Annotated in this window: 15 protein-coding genes; all 15 read left to right on the forward strand. The window is 44.1% G+C overall.

Features of this window, described 5'->3' with window-relative positions; genetic code table 11:
• The first annotated feature begins 401 nt into the window (after nt 1-401).
• Nucleotides 402-956, forward strand: a complete 555-nt coding sequence (locus HMPREF3208_RS05780; protein WP_016636814.1) for a cysteine hydrolase family protein — start codon at nt 402-404, stop codon at nt 954-956.
• A gap of 487 nt (nt 957-1,443) precedes the next feature.
• Nucleotides 1,444-3,813 (forward strand): choice-of-anchor M domain-containing protein, encoded by a 2,370-nt coding sequence (locus HMPREF3208_RS05785; RefSeq protein ID WP_064347691.1) that lies wholly within the window; start codon nt 1,444-1,446, stop codon nt 3,811-3,813.
• Nucleotides 3,814-3,860: 47 nt separating this feature from the next.
• Nucleotides 3,861-5,063: a TIGR03773 family transporter-associated surface protein gene (locus HMPREF3208_RS05790; RefSeq protein WP_064347694.1), complete on the forward strand. Its 1,203-nt coding sequence runs from the start codon at nt 3,861-3,863 to the stop codon at nt 5,061-5,063.
• A gap of 15 nt (nt 5,064-5,078) precedes the next feature.
• Entirely contained in the window at nt 5,079-7,322 is a 2,244-nt protein-coding gene (locus HMPREF3208_RS05795) for a choice-of-anchor M domain-containing protein (RefSeq protein ID WP_064347697.1), read from the forward strand.
• A 58-nt stretch (nt 7,323-7,380) separates the two neighbouring features.
• On the forward strand, nt 7,381-9,171 hold the full coding sequence (locus HMPREF3208_RS05800; RefSeq protein ID WP_064347699.1) for an anchored repeat ABC transporter, substrate-binding protein: 1,791 nt from the start codon (nt 7,381-7,383) through the stop codon (nt 9,169-9,171).
• A 45-nt stretch (nt 9,172-9,216) separates the two neighbouring features.
• Complete coding sequence (locus tag HMPREF3208_RS05805; protein WP_064347701.1) at nt 9,217-10,062, forward strand: anchored repeat-type ABC transporter ATP-binding subunit; 846 nt, start codon at nt 9,217-9,219, stop codon at nt 10,060-10,062.
• On the forward strand, nt 10,063-10,926 hold the full coding sequence (locus HMPREF3208_RS05810) for an anchored repeat-type ABC transporter permease subunit (protein ID WP_016636820.1): 864 nt from the start codon (nt 10,063-10,065) through the stop codon (nt 10,924-10,926).
• Nucleotides 10,927-10,983: 57 nt separating this feature from the next.
• On the forward strand, nt 10,984-11,868 hold the full coding sequence (locus HMPREF3208_RS05815; RefSeq protein ID WP_064347702.1) for a lysophospholipid acyltransferase family protein: 885 nt from the start codon (nt 10,984-10,986) through the stop codon (nt 11,866-11,868).
• A gap of 184 nt (nt 11,869-12,052) precedes the next feature.
• Nucleotides 12,053-13,048: an NAD(P)H-dependent glycerol-3-phosphate dehydrogenase gene (locus HMPREF3208_RS05820; RefSeq protein ID WP_016636822.1), complete on the forward strand. Its 996-nt coding sequence runs from the start codon at nt 12,053-12,055 to the stop codon at nt 13,046-13,048.
• A 112-nt stretch (nt 13,049-13,160) separates the two neighbouring features.
• Nucleotides 13,161-14,303, forward strand: coding sequence for a D-alanine--D-alanine ligase family protein (locus tag HMPREF3208_RS05825; RefSeq protein ID WP_064347704.1), 1,143 nt, complete (start codon nt 13,161-13,163; stop codon nt 14,301-14,303).
• A 129-nt stretch (nt 14,304-14,432) separates the two neighbouring features.
• A complete protein-coding gene (locus HMPREF3208_RS05830) occupies nt 14,433-15,434 on the forward strand; it encodes a CPBP family intramembrane glutamic endopeptidase (protein ID WP_016636824.1) in 1,002 nt (333 codons plus the stop codon).
• A gap of 67 nt (nt 15,435-15,501) precedes the next feature.
• The gene (locus HMPREF3208_RS05835) at nt 15,502-16,848 is read left to right on the forward strand and encodes a homoserine dehydrogenase (RefSeq protein ID WP_064347706.1); all 1,347 of its coding nucleotides are present in this window, start codon (nt 15,502-15,504) and stop codon (nt 16,846-16,848) included.
• Between the two features lie 72 nt (nt 16,849-16,920).
• Entirely contained in the window at nt 16,921-18,006 is a 1,086-nt protein-coding gene (gene thrB / locus HMPREF3208_RS05840; RefSeq protein WP_064347708.1) for a homoserine kinase, read from the forward strand.
• A gap of 55 nt (nt 18,007-18,061) precedes the next feature.
• Nucleotides 18,062-18,370 carry a hypothetical protein gene (locus tag HMPREF3208_RS05845; protein WP_064347710.1) on the forward strand — a complete coding sequence of 103 codons (309 nt, stop codon included), beginning with the start codon at nt 18,062-18,064 and terminating at the stop codon, nt 18,368-18,370.
• A gap of 10 nt (nt 18,371-18,380) precedes the next feature.
• Nucleotides 18,381-18,734 carry a hypothetical protein gene (locus tag HMPREF3208_RS05850; protein ID WP_064347712.1) on the forward strand — a complete coding sequence of 118 codons (354 nt, stop codon included), beginning with the start codon at nt 18,381-18,383 and terminating at the stop codon, nt 18,732-18,734.
• The last annotated feature ends 34 nt before the right edge of the window (nt 18,735-18,768 follow it).

Raw genomic sequence — 18,768 nt, forward strand, 5'->3', positions numbered from 1 at the left:
AGCGAATCGAAGTGACTTCTCGCGCATTATGCTTTATGCGCTCAAGCACGTCGTCGCGCAAATGTTTCATGGTTACACTTGCCGAAAGGTAGTGATTAAATAATGGTAGTCGACGCAGAAGCATGAGCTTTCGGTATGCTGCTGGTAAGCTTTTAAGAAAGTTTTACGTAAGCTACCGATAAGCTTCCAGAAGCTTTTGGTATTAAGGTATTGCGCCGATTGCAATTGGGCCAGCAATTGAGTTGATAATTGGGCTATCAATTGAAATAACATTAAGCAATTAAGAATGCGGAATATTGTAACTAAAGCGATTATGCTATTGCAGTAGAGCTATTTGCGATAATGCTGTTAGCAGTAATGCTATTTGCGATTATTCTGCGATTTTCATACAAGGAGTAGGTATGAATAAAGCCCTTATTAACATTGATTATACGAATGATTTTGTGGCAAGCGATGGCTCTCTTACTGTGGGCGAGCCTGCCCAAAAGCTCGAGAAGCGTATTACGGAGATTTCGCAGGAATTTCTTGACGCTGGTGAGTTCGTGGTTTTTGCGATTGATACGCATCATTTGAACGACCCGTATCATCCTGAAACTAAGCTGTTCCCACCGCACAATATCGCCGGAACTCACGGTCAGAAGCTGTATGGCACGCTTGGTGATTTTTATGAGGCGAATAAAAACAAAAGTAACGTGTATTACATTCACAAGACTCGCTACTCGTCGTTTAATGGCACGGATTTGCTGATTAAGCTTCGCGAGCGTCACATTGAGGAGTTGCATTTGGTGGGAGTTTGCACGGATATTTGCGTGCTTCACACTGCTGTTGACGCATATAATCTTGGGTTCAAGATTGTAGTTCATAAGGATGCCGTGGCAAGTTTTGATCCTGCAGGTCACGAATGGGCTTTGCGTCACTTTAAGACTTGCCTTAATGCGGATATTGTAGAAGGCTAAAGTTGCTTTTAAAAATATTAGATAAATATTAAAAATTACTCAATGATTGCGCTGGTTGCTTTAAGCTGCCAGCGTTTTTGTTTATTTGTGGTGTTCTTATTTGTGGTGTTCTTTATTCGGTTGATAGTTACAAAGTAGGTTTGTGGGGCGAAAGCGTGTAAAGCTATGTTGGTGAATATCCTGCGTTATAAGCCACAACCTGAATATTGTTACTATCTTCAGCTAACAATCTGCGGTAGTAACGTTCGTAGCTCAAGGAATAACCCACGTTCGATGGGTTGTTAGTGCGACTGTCACAAGATGTATGAGCTTAGTTTTTACATACTTTTGATCTGCAATTGGTTTATTCGGAGTGTTGACTTGACTATTAATGAGAATCATTATTATTATTAATAAACGTTGTAATAATATCTTCAATAAATATCTGCGAAAAAGAAGAGTGCAGATAAACGTTAAGAAGATGAAGTGTAGAGAGTGGAAACACAGCATGACTCAGGTTGTAAAAAATGTTGCGAAGCGTGCGTTTGCAGTAGTAGGCGTAATGATGCTTGCTTTCGCAGTATTGGCATCGGGATTAAGTGCAGCATTGCCAGCATATGCCTCTGAAGGAGGAAATCCTGAAAGTAAGTACAATGCAACTGCTAAACAAGTAATTGAACATGGTCATACTGATGTCTTTTACCCAATCCAACATAAGGGTAAATTCATCATGGCAGTTGAAAAAGACGGTGCTACTTTCCTTAAGCCTGAAAATACAACATTTCGTGTATTAAAAAACACTTATACAGAAAAATCGCAACTGCCAGATCTTGCTACAAGTTACTACTATCTTGACATTGCAGGAAAGCAGAAAGGCAATCCTTTATATCCAGGCTGGGATACTGGTTATGCCGCATCATTAGTTGGTGCAGCTCATGCTGATGATGCTACAGCAGATATTGCGATTCAACAAATCACTGGCCCTATGAACGGACGAGTTTTATTGTGGTCAACCGAAGGTGTGGGCAAAAACTCAAAGAAAGTATCGTTTGAAGAGAACGACTTAGATGATGAACCAGATGTTGATGGTAGTCGATTTATGCTTCCTGGTGTTATTCATCAGCATACTGCCGGTCATGTGCATGCGAACTGGGGTTTTACGCAGCCAGGCGTATACAAACTAAAAGTAACTGCTACTATCACCAATAAAGAAACAAAACAAAAAATTACAACTGAACCTGCAGAATATACATTTGAAGTTGAAGATACGTATTCTGGAGAAGTACCTTCAACAACTCTTACTGAAACACTCGACTTACATCGACGTGAAGATTTTATTAATCCAAATGATGATACAACGTCGCATGAAGCATCTGAAAAACACAAAGATACAGACGAAGATGATGGCGGCGATATGCGCATCGGGAATATTCGTGATTCTGGTCCGCACCCACATTATCATTCGTACGAAGGTTTCGGCGGTTTAGATTTAAAGGTAGTAAATAGGCCAAAGGGCGCTCGCATTGAATGGCGCTATGTGCGTGCAGATGAAGGTCCAGATGCGTATGGAACTACGCTTTTTGCTGATCGATTGCAGCTACCAGCAGAACCTGCAATGAATAAGATGAAGGTTTATGCACATGCTACTGAAGGTGCTACGCAAATCGGGAAAGATACTGCATCTGCAACTATTGCAGTTGAAGATCATGGTGCTGACGGTCATCCTGTAGTAAAAGCAATCGCACCATATAAAAGATATAAGCCTGGCGACACTTTGCGCGCAAGGACAATCCTGCTTAATCCTCACGTCGCTACAGATGGTACAACTGGTGAACCTGTTGACGACCCAACAGATCCTGTAACTTCTATAGTTAAGGATTATGTGTGGCTTATAAAGAAGGAAGGGGAGCGCGAATTTAAGCGCATTCCTGGTGCTGTAAGTAGCAAGTTGGAGCTGAAACTTGATGCGTCTATGCAAGGTGCAACGATTCGTCCATCGTTAGTCCTAAAAAATGGAGAGCTATATCGTAATAGTAAATTTGATGAGTTCTGTGATTACATTATTGAAATGGACGACGGTGCTCATAACAAACATGATGCACAACATGGTGGAAGTTCGCAAGAATCCGAATCAGAAATCGATGGTAATCCTGGTACGAAGCAGCGTCATAAAAAACGCAAAAAACATCATAAGCGTGTGAATGGTGCCAGTAATTTTGTGAATGGTATTTTTGCTAGCATTGCACACAATGGTTTTGGTAATGGTTTTGGTAACAGTTCAGCCGGTGGTTTTAACGGCGGTTTGAATAATGGTTTCAATACTCATGGAGCATTCCAGTTTACGCCTGATTTCTTTAAGAGATCTCATAAAAAATTGAAGCGTACGAAAAATCAGCGTAATCAGCGTAATCAGCGTAACCAGCACAACAATAATGCTCAGCATAGCACTCAACAAGGCTCTGCTGTACAATCTGGTTCCTTTACAAGAACAGAAAATACAAGTGGAAAATCATTGCGTACTATGAATCGTCGAGGTGCTAACAACTTACATCATTCAATGAGTATGCAACGTAATAAGCATGCTAAGAAACTTGGGCAAACTGTCCGCAATTTTGCTGATGCTAGCAGTAAATCGGCAGCAAAATCGGCAGCAAACAACAATAAGCAGGATCGTAGTGCGCATGAGGGTGAGGACCATGACGGCACATATGCGGATGATGAGGATGATGCTGATGATGCTGATGATGCTGATGATGCGGAAGAAAATCACTCGTCGACGCAATGGGTTGCAGCTGCTGCTGGTACTGCCAGCGTTGGTTTATGCACTATAACCGGTGCATGTAGCGTATTGATGCGGCCTCGTATGAAATTGCTGTGAAACAACAAGATTTACAATTCGTAATCTACAAAAGAAAGCTTATATTCATGAATAGCAACTCAACTCAAGCAAAGCATGCAAGGCGACAGTATGTGTATTCAACTGCGCTACTTGCTATGGTATTTTCTCTTATTATTTCGATTGCTTTTCTATGCGTACCATCTCCAATAGATAGTGCTGCTCAAGCTGCGGAAGGCAATCAGCCAGTGATGATTCAAGCTGGTCATGCTGATTTTGGGCCTACGCTCATTGATAGCAAATGGAAACTAAAAATTCGTGATGATACTGGTGATGAACCAGTGTGGCGAGACCCAGAAAATGTGGTATTTAAATTAGGGAGCAACTCGATTATTGCTATGCCTGACGATGCTGCATACAGTTTTATTGGTGAGAAGCCTGGAACAAAACTATATGTGATTCCACAAACTCAGAATCCGGACGTGCCGTGGCTTGGTTGGAATACTCAGGAAGGCGGCGTTTTAAACGAGCTTGATAGAGGTGCTAATCTTTCACTTGAAGGAGTGAGTGGTCCTGGTAAACTGCACGTTTACTTAGAAAATGGTAATAATAATCCGCAGCAACTTTGGGATAGTACTAAGGGGTATCCGCAAAATAGTTGGATTGAAGCTAATGCTCATACTCACGTCAATTGGGTATTTTCTAAGCCTGGAATATATCATGTAAAACTTACTTTTTCTGGCAAACTGAAGAACGGTCGCTCAGTTAGTGATACTCGTGTTCTTAACTTTGCAGTTGGAGATAATACGGATCCGAATGCTGCTTTAAGTGCAAGTGCAGATTCTAGTGCAGATGATGATGAGCAATCAGATGATGGTGCTCAAGATGCCGACAATACTCAAGGTGATAATGCAGCAGAAGGTAATTCACGCCATCATGCTCATAGTGCTTTGAATCATAAAGGTAAGAATGTAACAAAGAATGATGATACGACTTTAGCGCTTCAGCTTATTGGTGTGTTTGTGGCTGTTATTGCAGTAATTATTGTGATTTTTGTGTGCATTGCTGTGATGAAAAGCAAAAAAGCTCGTGAGGAGGCGCTTGCGCAACGAGATTCATTGCAGCATGCTCAGCAAACAGTCAAGCATGAAAATAGTTTGTCGAATTTAGTGCGTGAGCAAGAAACTACTGTAATGGCGCCAATTGATACTCATACTACTGAATCTGGCGCTTCTCAGTTTGATTCTTCCAGCTTTGATTCTTCCAGCTTTGATTCTTCTCAATGGAAATAAGAAATTGTGGTGATGATGATGCGTAATACTATAAAGAAATTATCTCGCGCTTTATTGGTTGGCATGTGCTTGTGCGGCATGGTTGCGGGAAGCCCGTCAGCATTCGCGGCTGATAATGATTCTGTTGTTGCAGCAAATGGTAAGCAACAGTCGTCAAAAGATTTTGCTGCGATAAAAAAAGCTAATTTTGAAGCTTGTAAAGCTGCTCGCTTAGCGCATACAGCACCGCAGCCTGAAGTTGATACTAAAGCGGCAATGTGCCATGCGTATAAGGGGCATACCGATACTTTTGCTACCTTTTTTGATACTGCAAGCCAGCGTATGGTATTAGGAACTTTGGGTGATTCATTTGAAAGTGATGATAATGACGGTGCTCGTTATGATACGAATCGGCTTATTTTTGAAGTTGGTTCTAAAAACATCATGCAACTTTCTCAAGATGAAGATAGTCCTGCAATAAAGGAGATTTACGCAAAAACGCGTGAAGGTGTAGTTTGGTTCTTTGACCAGTCAGGTGCTGGGAATACTGGTGCTTTGTGGCCAGGGCTTGATACTCGCCCTATGTATCAGAATGCCGGTAAAGCGGCGATAAACCCGACAGTAACAATGTCATTGACTTCAATAGAAGCTCCTCATGATGGCGAAGTATTTTTGTATACACGTAGTGGTGAAAGTTACGAAAAAATGCTTGGTTCAGCAGATGGGTGGCCTAAATCATTTGATGTTAGTGATACTCAAGGTAAGCATGAACACATGTATTGGTCATTTACGCGACCAGGTACATACAAACTGGCGATGAAAGCTGTTGCAACGATTCATGGTAAAGAACAGTCTGCTGAGCAGGTATATACCTTCCACGTAACCAATCACGATGTGACTGCAGGTGATTTTGCTGACTATGATGGTCCATCATTTGATGAAGATGATGAAAATGATGAGAATAGTGCAGATGATGAGAATAATGCTGACGAAGATGAAGATGATGCAGATGCTGATGGCGAAGATAATAGCATTAATGTGCAGCAAAGTAATGGAGCATTCTTCATCAACGGGAATAACAACACAGTGTATGTGACGCCGTGGCCTGGCGCTAAACCGGAGCAAGGTTTAGCAGTGCCGTCGAATTCCGGTAACACACAGCATTCACAAACGACGCAGAACAGCGGATCGTTGATTCAAAATCATGCCGGTACTCATTCCTCACAGCAAAATCAAAATTCATCGCAAGATGCTAGCAATAGTGCAAAAGTCACGAAATTTAAGGATCTTCAAGGAGACAAGCTCGTTATCGATCATGGGCATGTAGATATTGCAGTATACACTGGCGAATCTAATAAAGTTGATATGGCTGTACAAGAAGATGTGACAGGAAGCCACGTTTTCCGCAACCCAGATACTGTTGTATTTGCTGTAAGTGATGCTGGAAAAACTCAAGGCGTTTACCGTATTCCACAAACGCAAATTAATGGAGTTCCATGGATGGGATGGAATAATCAATCCATGAATCCGCATAAGCCAACACAATTAACTTTGACTGGTGTTGATGGTCCTGGAAACGTGCGCGTATGGATGTTCGGTGGTTTAGGCGGTGGTGACCAAGAGATTTTCTCGACACAAGGGGCAAGCAATTACACAATACCTGCTAATACGCATGCGCATGCAAATTGGGACTTTGATAAGCCTGGATACTACACTCTACACTTCCAAGCTTCTGATGGAACTTCCACTGTCAGCCGCAGTATTCATGTTGCAGTTGGCGTAGACCCAATGGAAACACCAATGACATCTGTGGACGGCGATTCTGCTCCAAGTAAACCTACAAATCCTATCCAAGCTTCGTCTCCTACTGCTGGAAAAGGCGCTGGAAAGGGCGCTGGTAGTGGGTCTGGCAGTAGTATGCTTTCCGGGCATGGTGGTAGCGCTGCTTTTGCTGGAAGGCATAATGGCAGCTTCGGCGGAAGCAGTTTCAATTCTGGTAAAAGTTTGCCGCGTGTTGCAAAAAAGAAGCATAAAGGACTCGTATCAAAAATTAGCAATAAAAGACTTGCTAAGAGTTTATATCGTCAAAAACTCGGTGATGATGTTGAACTTGTAGATAATGAGCCAACAGGTATTGCTGGTTTATTCCAACATAATCCTGTTCTTGCTTATTCGCTGCTTATTGGTGGTCTTTTAGCAGTGTTTGGTGTTTTGGGTGCTGGAATATGGTACCTCTATAAGCGTGGTTTTATTAATTTGAATTGGCTATTGCGTTATTAAGTAGAAGTAGTAGGAGCGTGAAAGGGTGATTGTTCAGCCCAGAACAATAAAACGAACTATGCTTGCTGCAGTGAGCATTATTGCGACTACGGTTCTTGTGCTACCACTCGCTGCTTGCGGAACAATTTCTAGCGATAATCGTGCAGGGCATCGTAATGGACGTATAAACGTTGTTACTACAACCGGTGTTTTGCGAGATATGGTTGCTAACGTGGCAGGAGATGCAGCAGACGTAAGTTCTATTGTGCTAGATAATGCAGATCCGCACTCCTATGAACCGCGCTTGCGTTCTATTCGAGATGTTGTGTACGCAGATGTAGCTTTCAGCAACTACATGATGCTCGAGGAACATGGTGTTATCACTGCTTTAGACGCGAATTTGCGTAAGGGTGTGCCGAATGTGCAGCTTGCTGAAGAAAGCGTGAAACATGCTGCAGATATTATTCCAATGGTTGAGGATGTGTCGTTAGATACTATTTGGCTCGGGCTTGCTACGGAGCGTGTAGCTGCGCAACCAGGAGATGAAGTGCAAAGAGAGCAAGGTTCTACCAATACGCAATATCCTGCGGAAGAATCACCATCTACTGCTAGTGGACTAGCATCGCTCAACAATCTCAATAAAACAAAAACAAATTCAACACAAACTCACCAACTAGAAAAATCTGGCCAATCTTCGCAGTCAAATGCGCCATCTACTACCACAAAAGAAGGTCGCGCAACTGTAATAAAGCCAAACGCATACAATATGAAGCGTTCCGACAGAATCCGCTTAACTGCAACGAAAGTGAGTGGACCGGGAGCATTATTTGCTTATCTAACTGGCACTTTTGGTAGCGTGGAAACTTACGTAAATTCAGCGAACGGAATTAACGACGAAGATCACGTGGATTTGCCGGCGGATGCACACACGCATTTAAGTTGGGCTTTTAGCAAGCCAGGAGAGTATACGCTTGACTGGCATGCGGATATTTTAGATGCGCAAGGAGCGCGAGTAGCGAGTTTAGGAAATACTAGAATGCGTTTTGCTGTTGGTGTAAATGCGCAGAAAGTAGCGAAAAAGCGTGGCGCTCGCGTAGTTTTGAATCAAGGTCATGCTGATTTAGCATACAATTTAGCGGCGCGTGGATTTATGTACCGAGTAGATACGCTGCAAGAAAAGCGCTCTACTACGCCAAAACGCGTATATTATGCGCCGCATGACGTAGTAGTAGAAGTGCCGACGAATGCGCTGAAAGAAATTCCAGCAGAGCAAGGGTATCGTTTCTTGGGTGCAGCGCGCGAAAAGTTGTATCAGCTTCCGCAGGCTGTTTTAGGAAAGCATGTTCACGGCGATATTGATCCGCATTTGTGGCAGTCGGTAAAAAACGGTATTGCGTATGTGCGCACTATTGCTGACCGTTTGTGCGAAGTTGACCCTCAAAATGCTCGCAAATACCGTGCGAATGCGGATCGCTATATTAACAAACTGTTGGATGTGGACGCGTATATGCGCAAGAAAGTTGCAGCAATTCCCAAAGAACGTCGCAATTTGGTTACAACGCACGATGCTTTTGCCTACTTAGGTAAAACTTATGGTGTCAACATTGCAGGATTTGTAACAATCAACCCTTCGAGTGAACCAAGCGTACAGGATAGACGTAGGCTTTCGCAAATTTTGCGTGACTTGGAAATTCCAGCGGTATTTTTGGAGCCGAATTTGATTTCGCGCTCTTCGGTGCTTAAGGAATTGGCTGCTGAAGCGCATGTGAAAGTCTGTCCAATTTATGGTGACGCTTTCGACGCAAAGGTGAGAACTTATGCGGATATGATGCGTGCGAACGCTGACTCATTGGCGAAATGTTTGAAGTGAGTTTGAAGTGAGTTTGAAGTTATGAGGATTTGGTGAGGATTACATATGGATGCAAATACTGTTATTAATGCGCAAAACTTGAGTGTAAGTTATGGGAATCGCGTTATTGTAAAAAACGTTTCGTTTGGTATCCAAAGTGGCGAGTTTGTGGGATTGCTGGGTGCGAATGGTGCTGGTAAAACTACACTGTTTCGCGCGATTATGGGTTTGATTCCGCATGCAGGAAATTTGGAAGTGCGTGCTCCTCATGCGGAAAATAATAGTGTGAATGCGCGCGTATCGTATGTTGGCTACGTGCCGCAAAGACATGATATTGCTTGGGATTTTCCGCTTTCTGTGCTTGATGTTGTGATGATGGGTAGGATTCGGCATATTGGTTATGTTCGTCGCGCGAAAAAAGAGGATTATGAAATAGCGCTTGCTTCGCTTGAGCGTACCGGAATGGCTGATTTTCGAGATCGCACAATTGGAGAGCTTTCTGGCGGTCAGCGTCAACGCGTGCTGGTTGCTCGCGCACTGGCTGGAGAGCCTCGATTGTTGCTGCTTGATGAACCTTTTACCGGACTCGATATGCCGACTCAGGAATTGCTTACTGACTTATTCCTTACTTTAGCTGCTTCTGGCGAAGCAATTCTTATGAGCTCTCACGACATAATCGGCTCAATGAACTCATGTTCAAGAATTATGCTGTTTGATGGCACTATTGTTGGTGACGACAAGCCGCAACATTTGCAAACTGAACAGTGGGTGCAAACCTTCCATGTAGCACCTGAAAATCCGCTTATTAAAGCTATTGAGCGTGTTGTTGGGCAAGAAAATGCTCAGGAAAATATGTGTAAAAATGTGAAAACTGACGAAAATAATAAACTGCATAGTGGGGTGGAAAAGTAAATGTTATCGCCAATCGAATTTATACAGGACTTAACCAACCCCGATCTTTGGTTCCTGCTCAAAGCGCTTATTGTAGCCTGCTTTTCTAGTGTAATTTGTGGAGTAGTTGGCTGCTATGTGGTGCTTCGCGGCATGGCATTTATTGGTGACGCTGTAGCACACTCAGTTTTTCCGGGATTGGCTATAGCTTTCGTATTACAAGGCAATTTGTTATTTGGAGGTGCGCTCGCAGGAGTTGCAACCGCGCTCATCGTATCTATTTTTAGTCAAAACCGCAGGCTTCGCGAAGACTCGTTTATTGGAGTATTCTTCGTATCTGCTTTCGCACTTGGAATCGTAATCATCTCAAAAGCTTCAGGTTACGCAGGATCCTTAGAATCCTTCTTATTTGGCTCAATTACAGGCATTCCGGACTCGGATATTGCTGTGGTAGCTGTTACAGGGCTGATTATTGTGGCGTTGCTGAGTATGTTCCACAAAGAACTTGTGTGCGTGTCGATGGATCGAGAAACTTCGCGCGCAATGGGATTGCCAGTGGCTTGGCTTGATGGAATGTTGTACGTGCTGGTGGCGATTGCGGTAGTTGTTTCTGTGCAAATTATTGGTAATGTGCTTGTGCTTGCACTGCTGGTGACACCTGCTGCAACAGCAAGGCTGCTTACGGATAGGTTGTCGAGAATGATGATTTTGGCACCGGTTATTGGTTGCGTTTCGTCGATTGTGGGCATGTATATTTCGTGGAGTTTTGATACGGCAACAGGCGGCACGATTGTGCTTGTTGCTACAGTGCTTTTTGTGTTGGCTTGGGCTTGCTCGCCCAAGCATGGTTTAATTGCAAAGGCGTTAGTAAATACAAAAGGTTAAGAAATCGGGTTTGGCGCAGGTTGAGCGCAGGTTTATAGCGTGCGGCACAATAGACGTATGGTATCAAAAGGAAAACCTTCGCCAAGAAGTGCTGTCAAACCGCTCAGTGATGAGCAAGTAGAGCGTTTAGCACGCGTACACAACTTAGTTGACCCAACGTATTACTATCCAACGGGAGCGCGCAAACCAAACGAAGCTGAAATCAACGCGCAAAATCCAAAAGCAACCGAAAGATTGCTCGAAGGAACGTCGCGCGTATTGCGTTCGCGCTGCAAAGTAAAGGCGTGGGGATTAGAAAACGTGCCAGAAGAAGGCGTGTTTATAACCGCTTGCACGCACGTAACAATGTTCGACGTTTTTGTACCAATGACAGCGCTATTCCACCAAGGACGTAGACCTCGCTACATGGCAAAAGCAGAACTAGCGCACTGGCCAATCTTAGGCAAATGGTTCCAGCTAGTAGGTATGCAGTCGGTTCCGCGCAGAAGCGGAAAAGCGCGCGAAATTGAGGAAGAATCTATTAAAATCCTCACCAACGGCAGACCGCTGAGCATTTGGCCGGAAGGCACTTTAACGCGTGACCCTCAAAAATGGCCTATGAGCATGAAACCAGGCGTTGGAATTATTGCGCTCGAAGCCTCACGCAGACTAGGGCATCAGATTCCGCTATTTTGCGCGGTTGTTTGGGGTGCTGCAAGCATTAACCACTGGTGGCCGTGGCCAAAGAAAAATGTGGTAATGTGCTACGATACTCAGCTTGATTATGCCGACTTACTACAGGGAAGCGAAATTTGGGGAGAATTGCCCCCAATGGAAGCAGCTGAAGAATTAGCTCGTCGCGTGCGAGTGCGCATGACGCACATCATGGAAGAGATTCGCGGCGAAAAAGCGCCTGCTGGATACTTTGATTACAGGCAGATGAAACGCGTTACGGAAGAATAACAATATACGGAAAGATACAAGGAAGAATACAATAAAGTAGCTTTTTAAAATCCCGTAAAGCGGCGTGTGTAGTATTAAGTAATAGTGTGATTATAAGTCAAAATTGAGCTGCAAATTAGCCTGCGCAATACGCGAAACTATAACGCAGCCCACGAAACTTCAAACCGAAAGGCAGGACGTAAACATGAACGTTACGGTGTTGGGTGCTGGTGCTTGGGGAACTGCATTTGGTCAAGTGCTTGCGGACGCAGGAAATCAAGTGACGATGTGGGCAATAGAGCCGGAAATCGTTGAAGGAATTCGCGACCATCATCATAACGGTGTGCGCTTGCCAAGCGTGGAAAAACTGCCAGAAAATATGACCGCAACTGGGGATAGAGCGGAAGCTGTTGCGAACGCGGATATTGTAGTTGTGGCTATTGCGGCACAATTTGCTCGCGTTGCCTTAGCAGAATTCGTGGGTTTGATTCCACAAAACGCGATTGTAGTTTCGCTTATGAAAGGCATTGAGCGCACAACAGGCAAACGTATGGACGAAGTTGTGTGTGAAGCTTTGAACTTACCGCGTAACCGTTTTGCCGCACTTTCCGGACCAAACTTAAGCAAGGAAGTTGCTTCTCGTCATCCGGCTGCAGCAGTAGTTGCGTGCGCAGAAAAATCTCAAGCAGAAGTAGTCGCAAAAGCTTGCTCAAACAGCTACTTTAAGGCGTTTGTGTCAACCGACGTAATCGGCGTAGAAATGTGCGGCTCGCTGAAAAACGTGGTTGCGCTCGCAGTTGGCATGGCTCGAGGCGCAGGATACGGCGAAAATACGGCGGCTATGATTGAAACGCGCGGTTTGGCAGAATTGACGGCTTTGGGCGTTGCGGAAGGCGCAGATTCGCGCACTTTTGCAGGTCTTGCAGGCTTTGGCGATTTGGTTGCAACTTGCGGATCCCCATTAAGTCGCAATTACACTTTCGGTGCCAATCTTGGTAAAGGCATGAGTGTTGAAGAAGCAACAGCTGTGAGTAATGGCGTGGCTGAAGGTGTGCCGACCACAAGCGCAGTAGTTGCAATGGGCAAGCGTTTGGGCGTCGCAACTCCGCTCGCAAGTGCAATGGCTCGCGTGCTGGAAGAAGGAATTTCCTGTCAAGAAATGCTCGCAATGCTTTTTGACGAAGATGTTTGCGAAGAGTAGGTAGCTTTTGCGAAAAGTAGCGCGAAAAGTAGCGCGAAAAGTAGCGCGTGTAAATAATCGTAAATAATCGTAAATAATTAAAATAATCAAAACTAAAATAATGAAGGAAAAAATGACGAAAAAACGCGTAGTGTTTTTGTATGGCGGTAAAGCGGACGAACATTCGATTTCTTGCATATCTGCTGCTGGAGTGCTCAGTGCTGTAGATGAAAATCGTTTTGAAATCGTACGCATTGCAATCACGAAGCAAGGAGAGTGGATTGTTGGTGGTGAAGATCCACGCAACTTCCGTATGGACGAGGGGGAGCTTCCAGTAATCACAAAAACCGCAAAAACGCGCGATGTTGTGCTTGACCCTGCAAAGGGTGCAGACGGATTTTTGGTGCGCGAAGCTGACGGTACGCTGACAAGTTTAGGTCATATTGATGCTGTTTTCCCTGTGCTTCACGGTCCAAACGGTGAAGACGGCACTTTGCAAGGTTTGCTTGAGATGATGCAAGTTCCATACGTTGGTTGCGGAGTGTTGGCATCAGCTGCGTGCATGGATAAATACTATGCAAAGCAACTATTTAAAGCAGCCGGAATTGCTGTGGCTCCTGGAATTGCACTGGATGCACGCAAGTTTGCAAGCGATTCGGCGAATAATTTTGTTGCATACGCAAACGAAATTCTTGAGCAAGTTGAGGCTGCAAAACTCGAATACCCGCTTTTCGTAAAACCAAGTCGCGCAGGATCTAGTTTTGGTGTAACAAAAGTGGAATCGCACGATGCCCAGGCTTTAGCACAAGCTGTTTTTGAGGCTTCAAAACACGATTGGCGAGTATTGGTAGAGCAAGGAATTGACGCGCGTGAAATCGAGTGTGCGGTGCTTGCAGCTCGTGACGGCGAAGAGCCTCAAGCAAGTTTGCCTGGAGAAGTGGTGCTCGACAAGCGTCAGGCAGGTGAAGATCAGTTCTACGATTTTGACAGCAAATACATGGATTCTGCAGCTTCGCACGTTGAAGTTCCAGCAGATCTGCCGGAAGAAACTTTGGAACTCGTTCGCAAAACGGCGCTCGCAGCATTCAAAGCGGCAGACGGGCGTGGGCTTAGTCGAGTAGACTCTTTCGTGACTAAAGACGGGCGCGTAATTCTTAACGAAATCAACACAATGCCTGGATTTACGCCAATTTCCATGTATCCAAAAGCTTGGGAAGCAACCGGAATAAGCTACAGTGATTTAATTACGAAACTTATTGAAGGCGTTTTGAAATAACTTCATGAACTACAAAAATAATTACTGAGTAAATCGCAAAAAAATAATTGAATGATCAACAAAAAAGTAATTACCTATCAATAAAAAGTAATTACGTAAGTGGTTGCAAAATAGCAAAAAGGAACAGGTATGCAAAATTTGCAAGAACCTCAACATGACGATACATATGTGTTGGCACGTAAACGCCAGGGGACTGTTGGCATGTCTTTATGCCTGTTCCTTGTAGTTTGGATTGGCGTTGCATATGCTCTTGGTATACTTTTTCAGCAATACGTGCCTAAAGGCATGCTGAGTGACTCTTTTAGCACAATACTGGTATCGGATATTGCACAATATGTAATTGCGCTTCCAATCGCTATGCTACTTATGCGAACTGTTCCAGTGGAAACAACTCGCCAATTTCCTATGAAATTACGTCAATTTGGCGGATTCTTTGCAGTAAGCATACCGATTATGTATATCGGAAATTTAATCGGTACTGCGCTCGCTGCGTTTCTTAGTGGTGGGAAAGCAGAAAATCGTGTTTCTGACACCATTGCATCGGGAAACATGTGGGAAACGTTTATATTTGTAGTAATTCTTGCACCAATCGTAGAGGAATGGCTTTTTAGAAAACAAATATTGGGAAGATTACGAGCATACGGTGAAAAACGAGCAATTGTATTTTCCGCACTTGCTTTCGCGCTTTTCCATATGAATGTGTTCCAATTTTTCTACGCATTTGGGTTAGGACTTGTATTTGGATATATGTATGTTCGCACATCTACCTTGCGATACAACATACTGCTTCACATGATTGTGAATTTCCAAGGAAGTATAGTCGCATTATGGCTGGAAAAGCAATTAACAGATGCAAGCGGCAATATGATTGAGGTAGATAAGCTGTCAAATCAGGAACTGTCAAGGCTTCCAGCAGGTTTTATGTTAGCTGGCATCTATGGAATATTTATGTTTATAGTGCTTGTAATTGGCGTAGTGTTGTTGGTTCGTCGTCGCAAGTATCTTGTGTTCTTTGATGCGCCGCAAGAGCTTCCAAAGAAAGCAGGCAACAAAGCTTTATATGGAACTGTTGGAGTAATCGCATTTTTGATAATTTCAATACTGCTGAATGTGCTTATGCTATTTGCGTAAAAGCAAGTAACAATAATCGCATAACAATAAAATATAAAATGTAAATCAACGTAGGGAGGCGAAAGCTATGCAAAGTGATCAGTTAACTCATAAGACTATTCGTGTGGGACTGTTGGGTGCTGGAACTGTTGGTTCACAAACAGCGCGACTCATAGTCGAACAGCGCGATGAGCTTGCTGCTCGAACAGGTGCTGTTGTTGAGCTTGTGGGAGTTGCATGCTTACGCCCGGAAGAAGTTGACGCTCCTTGGATTGCTCGCGATTTGCTTACTACAGATACGGCAGCGTTGTGTGCTCGTGAGGATGTGGATATTGTAATAGAGCTTATTGGTGGGCTTGAGCCGGCTCATACTTTTGTAAAAACTGCACTTGAGCACGGTAAATCTGTTGTGACTGCCAATAAAGCGTTGCTTGCAAAATTTGGTCCAGAATTGTATAAGTGCGCAGAAAGTCACGGTGTTGACCTGTATTTTGAGGCTGCTGTAGCCGGTGCAATCCCTATTTTGCGTCCGCTTCGAGAGTCGCTTATTGGTGACGAAATTACGCAAATTTTTGGCATAGTAAACGGCACTACTAACTATATTCTTGACGAAATGACGGTGCGCGGACTTGATTTTGATACTGCTTTGCGTGCAGCTCAAGAAAAAGGTTATGCTGAGGCGGATCCAACTGGAGACGTTGAAGGTTTCGACGCTGCAAATAAAGCTGCTATTCTTGCGACGCTCGCATTCCAAATGCCGGTAAGTATTGACGACGTTTCAGTTGAAGGAATTACTGCTATTACTGCTGCGGATATTGCGGCGGCGAGCGCGGAAAAGCGTGTAATTAAGCTACTTGCAGCTGTTGAACGACATGACGAAAACGGCGTAAGTGTTAGCGTGTATCCGGCGCTTGTTGGAGCGGAGCATCCTTTGGCGTCTGTACATGGCAGTTTTAATGCTGTGTTTGTGAAAGCGCAGGCTGCAGACGACTTAATGTTCTATGGTCGTGGTGCTGGCGGTGCTCCAACAGCCAGCGCTGTTGTGGGAGATGTTGTGAGTGCGGCGCGAAATCTTGTGCGCGGATGTGCAGGTTTTGGCGTGCCAATGTACAACAAGTATGTGCCAGCTTCTGACGAACAGGCTCGTGCAGATTTTGTGGTGCGATGCAACATGGAAGATACTTCGTTAGCATTGTGTGAAGAAGTAATGGATGTGTTTGCATCTCACGGCGTTCAGGTTGAGCGTTTATCTTCATCGTGCGAAGCACAATATGAAGGTGATGGTGATTGTCCAGCATGTGGAATTGGTGGGCAGGGAGATATGCGCATGCTAGCAAAAGCCTCTTCTGAAGCGGATTTGCATGAGGTTATTGCTGATTTACAAAAGCTGGATGTAGTGTGTGGAAAGCCGCTGGTTTTGCGCGTTATCAAGTAGAAAAACTGGCGGGGAATCGAGTAGCGTAATAATCAGCGTAATAATCAGATAATTAAGCGAGAAGGTGATTGTATGAAACCAGTATGTAATAGTGTTTCTGTGCGCGTGCCGGCAACTAGCGCAAATCTTGGTTCTGGCTTCGATACTGCTGGCATAGCACTTGATTATGCGGATTCTTTAGTTTTTACTTTGGATGATAATCATTCTAAAAATTCGCTTGATTCGCTTGATTCGCTTGATTCGCTTGATTATGCGGGAAACGTGCGCGTAATTATTCACGGCGAAGGCGAGGATACGCTTCCAAAAGATGAAACGCATTTAGTTGTATCAACATTTCGTAAAGCCTGCAAAATATTTGGTCTGCCAAACTTACGATTTACGTTAGAAGCGCATAATCGGATTCCGCAAGCTCGCGGTATGGGATCGTCTGCGGAGGCAATTGTCGCAGGAGTGGCGGCTGCTTGGGCTTTTGCGCATGAAGGTGAGCTTAATCACGAAGCAATCTTTGAAATTGCTGCTGCAATTGAAGGTCATCCAGACAATGTTGCTCCTGCAGTTTTTGGTGGTTTGACGATGAGCTGGAAGCTTGATGCTGGGGAAGGCAAAGGTTCCGTGCGCGTGGCTGGAGATTGCGAAGTTCCACTTTCTACCGGTTTTCATACTGTGCGATACAAAGTTTCGCGAGATATTTCTGTGTCGGTATTCGTTCCTGATTTTGAGCTTTCTACAGAGCTTGCTAGGCGCGCACTTCCAGCAAAAGTGCCGTATGGTGACGCAATATTTAACGTATCGCGAGCTGCAATGCTTCCGGTTGCGTTTGGTGAGTTAAATGGCGATTCTGAAGATAAATCAGAGACAGTAAAATCTGATATTTCGCGGAATGCGCTACTTTTTGCTGCAACTCAAGATGCGCTTCATCAAACGTATCGCGCAAGTCTTATGAAAGATTCGTGGAAGCTAGTGGAAACGTTGCGCGAGCATGGTTTTGCGGCCGCGATTTCGGGAGCAGGATCGTGCGTTGCTGTATTTTATGCAGGAAACAGTGCGCTCGCAAACGCACAAATCGACAAAATTGCAGAGCCGTGGCTTTCGCGCGATGGCTGGCGGGTGCTTCACGTGTCGGTTGATTCTGCAGGCGTGGCAATAACTCGCGAATAGGCTGTGCGAAGTTGTAATGAAGTAGCAAGTCAATAAATTGTGGTACAATTATCGAATGGCTATTAGATTTGATCCCAAATCTGCATACAAACATTTCGATGAAGATCATCTAAATGAGGAAGAGATACTAAAAGCTATGGCTAAGCCTATATGGTTTGCTTTAGTTGATCCTAATGATGTGTCGAATCCACCTAGTTCAAAAGGAACAGTTGTTGCATTGGTCATATGTTTAAGGCATCCGGGTGCATGGCAAGATGATTTAATCGAGGTACTTGCGAGGCCACAAGGTAAAGATTTTTTGGTGTTTCACGTAGAGCATCTGACTGATAAATGGTTTAAATATTGGAAAAGATGGGGCAAATGAGGTGAGTGAAATGGATATGTATGAGAATTTAGCTGATGAAAATGTGTCTGCTCCAAATAATCCTCCTGTAGCTCAATTTTCAGGCAAGGATGCTTCAGTAATTATGCAAACTTTACTTTCTGAAGATTCTGATGCGACTGAAATATTTGCATCTTTATCTGGACCGGGGAGACCAAATTCAAAAGAAAAGCGCGAAAGCAGTGTTCAAGAGCGTTTTCGTGTACCTAAATCTTGGAGTGAATATATTTCTCGCGCTGCTAAAAGAGATGGCATGCCAAATAAAAGCAAGTATTTACAGTCTTTGATTTTGAGAGATGCTCAGATGCATAATGAACAATGCCAGCTACAGGCAGTATTGCAGTAACCAGAAAATAGGCTGTGTGAAGGTATAAAAAGGA

It is taken from the genome of Gardnerella vaginalis, from assembly GCF_001546485.1.
GTDB classification, from domain to species: domain Bacteria; phylum Actinomycetota; class Actinomycetes; order Actinomycetales; family Bifidobacteriaceae; genus Bifidobacterium; species Bifidobacterium vaginale_D.